5 protein-coding genes are annotated in these 5,372 nt (G+C 54.0%); 2 read left to right on the top strand and 3 right to left on the bottom strand.

The annotated features are described in order from the left end of the window. Nucleotides 1-778: HAMP domain-containing protein (locus V6C16_RS07265; protein ID WP_333542954.1), on the bottom strand; the 778-nt coding region annotated here is incomplete at its 3' end. Nucleotides 779-1,059: 281 nt separating this feature from the next. Here V6C16_RS07265 and V6C16_RS07260 point away from each other — a divergent pair. Continuing rightward, nucleotides 1,060-1,272: a helix-turn-helix domain-containing protein gene (locus V6C16_RS07260; RefSeq protein WP_333542953.1), complete on the top strand. Its 213-nt coding sequence runs from the start codon at nt 1,060-1,062 to the stop codon at nt 1,270-1,272. Between the two features lie 366 nt (nt 1,273-1,638). Further along, nucleotides 1,639-1,899, top strand: a complete 261-nt coding sequence (locus V6C16_RS07255; RefSeq protein WP_333536761.1) for a helix-turn-helix domain-containing protein — start codon at nt 1,639-1,641, stop codon at nt 1,897-1,899. A gap of 91 nt (nt 1,900-1,990) precedes the next feature. On the opposite strand, the gene flhA is transcribed toward V6C16_RS07255, so the two are convergent. Both flhA and flhB read right to left on the bottom strand, forming a co-directional pair. Next, nucleotides 1,991-4,090: a flagellar biosynthesis protein FlhA gene (gene flhA / locus V6C16_RS07250; protein WP_333536762.1), complete on the bottom strand. Its 2,100-nt coding sequence runs from the start codon at nt 4,088-4,090 to the stop codon at nt 1,991-1,993. A gap of 51 nt (nt 4,091-4,141) precedes the next feature. Then, the gene (gene flhB / locus V6C16_RS07245) at nt 4,142-5,221 is read right to left on the bottom strand and encodes a flagellar biosynthesis protein FlhB (protein WP_333536764.1); all 1,080 of its coding nucleotides are present in this window, start codon (nt 5,219-5,221) and stop codon (nt 4,142-4,144) included. Nucleotides 5,222-5,372 lie beyond the last annotated feature (151 nt).

Raw genomic sequence — 5,372 nt, 5'->3', positions numbered from 1 at the left:
GGCGCAGGTTATCCACCATGCGGGCCAGCGCATCGGCCAGTTGCCCGATTTCGTCCGCGCGCTTCAGGCTGAAGTCCTGATCCAGGTCGCCGTCAGCCACTTGTGTGGCCTTGCCCGCGATAGCCACAAGCGGATTGGCTATACCCCGCTTGGTGGCAAGGCCGTAGAGCGCGCCGAACACAAGAGCCAGTCCCAGCAGCACAAGGCTGTACAGGCGGCCGTGCTCGTAGACAGTTGTGGTTTCAGCCGCACGCCGTTCAGCTTCGCCCATCATGGCCGCGCCAAGGTCGCCCATCATGCTTTCAACATTGTTGACCTGCTCACGCATTCTGACGAGATCAGCAAGCAGGTGTTCTTCGGAAGCCGTATCTGCCTTTTTTATAAGATCCTTATAGCCTGAATCCATTACGGCAAACGCCTGTTGCAGTTTTTGCAGCAGAAGCCTGTTGTTTGCATCGGTGATGAGAGGTTCAGCCTTTTTCAGGGCCTCGGCAGTCTGGTCGGCGTAGCGGTTATAATTCTGCACATATCCCGGGCGGACGTCCGGGGGGAAAATAATGACGTTGTAAAGCTCCCTCACGGCCGCAAGCATGTCGATATTGGCCGCATTGGCGTACTCAAGGCCCTGCAGGTCAATGAAATACATGTTGTCTGCCTCATCGCTTACCAGGTTGAGCTGCCGGATGCCCCAGAACGCGATGCCTGCCATGCAAAGCAGCAGAAGAGCAATCAGGGCGGTAATTTTGGTGCCCACTTTTAGATTGGAAAAAAAGTTCATCACATCCTCCTTGCAGAAAGTGCTGGCAAAAATTGGCTACTGCCGGTATCCACACGATTTTTGTGAAGTTTAGCAAATCACAGTCTGGCCGTGGATTGCGGGGGCGCGGCCTGTGCGGCATGGCTTGTCATCTTTGTGCAATATCTGATGCTCTCATGCGGCTTTTGCGAACACGACTGTTGTTTGTATACCTCGTGCGATTGCCTCTGAAACAGAAGCAATTTTGAATTTTATAATAACATATCACAGTGAACTAGTTAGAACAAGACTGTTAGGATATTATGGTGAGAGGTCGCGATATGTTGAGAAGCAGTCTTAAAAAGATAATAAATGAAAAGAAGGTGACGCACAGAGATATTGACGCGCGAACTGGTTTGTCAAGTCACACTATAACACGGGCAAGAAACCATCTTATTATCGGTTACCGGATGTCAACACTTCTGAACATCGCCCAGGCGCTGGGTGTAAAAGTCAAAGACTTGTTTTCAGAATAGCCTGTTCCGGCGAAAATAACATTTTGCCTGATTTCAGTTTTAGTTTATTTTTGGGTATCCTTTTAAAATTAAATAAATTTTATGTGTTCTTTGTATAATATTTTCTTTATGTCCTGCCTTTTTTTCATGTTATTTTAGTTAACTACGGAGAAGAAATTTTCGATTGATGAAAAAATCAATATTTCTCTTGCTTTGGCCCACCGATAAACAGCCTTCGATTATGTTGCACGATGCCGCTCTTGCCTGAAAGCACCCGCAAAAAATTTGCAAGATTTGATCGCCTTTTTATGCGGGGGGGGCTGATAGCTGTCCGCAGTGGTAATATATTGCCATCTTGTGTCAAGAAAATTCCGCTATACTGATGAAATGGAAAAATATCCTTATTTAAATGAAGCTGTTGCCAATGTTTTGAAAGAAAGGCGCGAAGCTCTTGCCATGAGTAAGCGCAAGTTGTCCGAGCTTGCGATGATAGAGCGGGCTTATATTACCGGGTTGGAGAATGGTAAATGGAATGTGACATTAAACGTTTTATTTTTTTTGAGCGAGGCGCTTGAGGTTGAGCCTGAGAGGTTTGTCGGGCTGGTCCGGAATGAAATTGAAAATTTGAAAAAACGAAAGGGATTGTAACCATGTTATGGTTACAATCCCTTTCGTGGAACAGAGCCTTATACAAAAGGCGGCCAGTTTTTTTGCTGTGCTGCTTTATGCGGTGTCCGGCCTATTCCGCAGCCACGCTGCCCACGGCCTGAAGCCGGATGTCCGGGGGGATTTCGGCTTGCGAAATGACCGGCACCGAGGGCAGAAAGCGCGTGACAAGCTGGGCCAGGTGCGGGCGTATGACGGGGTTTACCAGCAGCACGGGCTGGCCGTCGGTGTTGACGGCGTTTTCCACGGCGGAGCTGATGTTCTGCACCAGCCGCTGGGCCGAGGCCGGATTGAGCGAAAGAAAGGTCGCTCCCGTATCTGCCTGGCGCACGCCTTCCTGCACCATGCGTTCGGCATTGGGGGCAAGGGTGAGCACGGGCAGCGTTCCCTGGCTGTCCAGATAGGGGCGCACGATGGACCGCGCCAGCTTTTCACGAACGTATTCCGTCAGCATATCGGGGTTTTTTACGCCTGCGCCAAAGTCGCCCAGGGTTTCCACAATGGTGAGCATGTCGCGTATGCTCACGTTTTCGCGCACCAGCAGTTGCAGCACCTTTTGCACGGTGCCAAGGGGCAGCACGCCAGGCACAAGGTCTTCCACGGCCTTGGGCGAATGCTTCGCCACGGTGTCCAGCAGGCCCTGAACCGCCTGACGGTCAAGGAAGTCGGCCAGATGGCGCTTGAACACTTCCGTCAGGTGGGTGGCAATGACTGTTGCCGGGTCAACCACCGTATAGCCCGCCAGCATGGCTTCTTCGCGCTGGCTGTCGGGTATCCAGAGCGCGGGCAGGTTAAAGGCCGGTTCGCGTGTCTCAATGCCGTGAATCTTGGTGGTCACGTTGCCGGGATCCATTGCAAGAAAATGGTCGACAAGAATTTCCGCCGAGGCCACCTGATTGCCCTTGATCAGCAGGGAATACTGGCCGGGCTTGAGCTGCAGGTTGTCACGCAGGTGCAGCGAGGGAATGACCACGCCCATATCCAGCGCAAACTGCCGCCGTATGGAGCGTATGCGCGCCAGCAGGTTGCCGCTTTGCTCTTCATCCACCAGAGGAATGAGGCCGTAGCCCACTTCCAGTTCAAGCGTATCCAGGGGCAGAAGGGCCTGCACCTCTTCTGGGGTGTCGGCTGTGCCGGACCCGGATTTGGCCTTGTTTTCCTTTTTTTCTCTGGCTTCGTCGTCGGCTTCATTCTTTTCCGTAAGGCGCGCCACCGTGAAAATAAGGGCGGAAATGACCAGAAAAGGAATGGTGGGCAGACCGGGAACAATGGCGAAGAGCAGCAGCACGGCCGAAACCATCTTGAGCGCGCGGCTGTTGAAGGTAAGCTGGGCCAGAAATTCTTCGCCCATCTTGGCTTCGGAGGCCGCGCGTGAAACCAGCAGACCCGTGCCTGTGGACACGATGATGGACGGGATGGTCGACACAAGACCGTCGCCGATGGTCAGCAGCGAGTAGGTCATGAGGGCCGTGTTCCAGTCCATGTCTTTCTGCACCATGCCGATGATGATGCCGCCCACGATATTGACAAGGGTGATGAACATGCCCGCGTTGACGTCGCCCGAAACAAATTTGCACGCACCGTCCATGGCGCCGTAAAAGTCCGCTTCCTTGCGCATGCCCTTGCGGCGTGCGGTGGCTTCTTCCTCGTCAATAAGTCCGGCGTTGAGGTCGGCCTCAATAGCCATCTGCTTGCCGGGCATGGCGTCCAGGGTAAAGCGGGCCGCCACTTCGGCGATGCGCGTGGTGCCTGCGGTGATGACCACCTTGTTGAGAATGAACAGGATCATGAATATGACCGCACCCACCACATAGCTGCCGCCCACGACAAATTCGCCGAAAGCGCGGATGACCGAGCCTGCGGCGTCAACGCCCATGTCGCCGTTGAGCAGGATAAGCCGGGTGGCGGCCACGTTGAGCGAAAGCCGCAGCAGGGTGGTCACCAGCAGCAGTGACGGAAAAATGGTGAATTCCAGCGGCGAGCTCATGAACATGGTGGTAATGAGCACCAGCAGGGATATGGAAATGCTCACGCAGAGCATGATGTCGAGAAAAAACGTGGGCAGCGGAACCAGCATGACCAGAAGGATGATGACCACGCCGGCGGCAAGCATGATTTCCCCGTTACGGGAAAACCTGCTGTAGTCGAGCTTGGGAAGGCTTGCTGAAGCCATTTTTCTGACACCTCGCTTCTGCGTCCTGTTTGGGAGCGCACGCTGGAAAAACTAAGAATTATGCACCTTTGGCTTGAGCTTCCAGATGGCGGCCAGCACTGTGGCAACAGCCTTGTAAAGCTCTTCGGGGATCATGTCGCCCACCTCGGCAGACTTATACAAAGCCCGTGCCAGAGGCACATTTTCGCGGATGGGAACATTGTGCTCCCGTGCCGCCTGCTTGATTTTTTCGGCAAGATGGTCCGCGCCCTTGGCCAGCACCACAGGGGCCGGGGCCTCTGTGGCGTTGTAGCGCAGGGCTACGGCAATGTGCGTGGGGTTGGTGATCACCACGTCGGCCTTGGGCACGTCCTGAAGCATGCGCTTGCTCATGGCCTCCATCATCTTCTTGCGCTGCTGGCTTTTGACCACGGGGTCGCCGTCGGCCTGCTTGTGTTCGTCCTTGACCTCATCCTTGGTCATTTTCATGTTTTCCTTGTAGGCATAGCGTGACTGCCACACGTCAAAGGCCGCGATGATGAGGATGGGGATAAGGGCGTAGCTGACCAGCTTGAACGCCATTTGCAGCATGTACACGGCGACCCCTTCGGTGGTGGCATAGTACATGGGCAAGAAATTTTGATATTCCTTATAGATAATCCATGCGGGTATGATGGACAGGATAAGGGAAAACATCAGGCTCTTGATGGTGCGCAGGATGGTCTGGGGCGAAAAAAGCATCTGCTTGATGCCCTTGAAAATATTGAAACGCTGCAGCTTGGGCTTGAAAACCTTGGTAGTCCACAGTTTGCCCACCTGCAGGCGCTGGGCCAGCATGCTGAGCACAGCCAGGGTAAGCAGAATGGGCATGATGATCTTGCAGACCTCAAACATGAGGTCCAGCGTGAGGCTGTATACATTTTCCGGGTTGGGGTCGAATTCCCACGCATGGCTCAAAAAGTGGCGGAACAGCTTTTTGATTTCTTCGCTCATTGGGCCTATCCAAGCATAAAGAATGGACATGCCGCCGAGCAGGCTCACAGCCTTGCCCAGTTCCTGGGATTTGGGAACGTTGCCCTCGCCACGCTGCTTATTGATGCGTTTCGGGGTTGCTTCTTCTGTTTTACTGGGGTCTTTCTGTTTGCCGAACATGCCGTTTCCGCCGTCGTTTTATTGGCGCATCGCTGAAAGAGCTGCGAGCGCTTATCAGGATAGCAAGAAGCGTACCCGGGACAGCGGTGCGGCACCGCGCCTGCCGCTGCGCGCCGTTTCCGGCAGGGAAAAAAGCGGATCAGCCGGGCGC

It is taken from the genome of Desulfovibrio sp. 1188_IL3213, assembly GCF_036763145.1.
GTDB lineage: Bacteria > Desulfobacterota > Desulfovibrionia > Desulfovibrionales > Desulfovibrionaceae > Desulfovibrio.
This window is presented reverse-complemented; position numbering and strand designations above follow the sequence as displayed.

What these genes read in the sequence shown, in the direction of transcription:
- V6C16_RS07260 (WP_333542953.1), top strand. Translation starts at nt 1,060, where the DNA reads ATGGTGAGAGGTCGCGATATGTTGAGAAGCAGTCTTAAAAAGATAATA.
- V6C16_RS07255 (WP_333536761.1), top strand. Translation starts at nt 1,639, where the DNA reads ATGGAAAAATATCCTTATTTAAATGAAGCTGTTGCCAATGTTTTGAAA.
- flhA (WP_333536762.1), bottom strand. Translation starts at nt 4,090, where the DNA reads ATGGCTTCAGCAAGCCTTCCCAAGCTCGACTACAGCAGGTTTTCCCGT.
- flhB (WP_333536764.1), bottom strand. Translation starts at nt 5,221, where the DNA reads ATGTTCGGCAAACAGAAAGACCCCAGTAAAACAGAAGAAGCAACCCCG.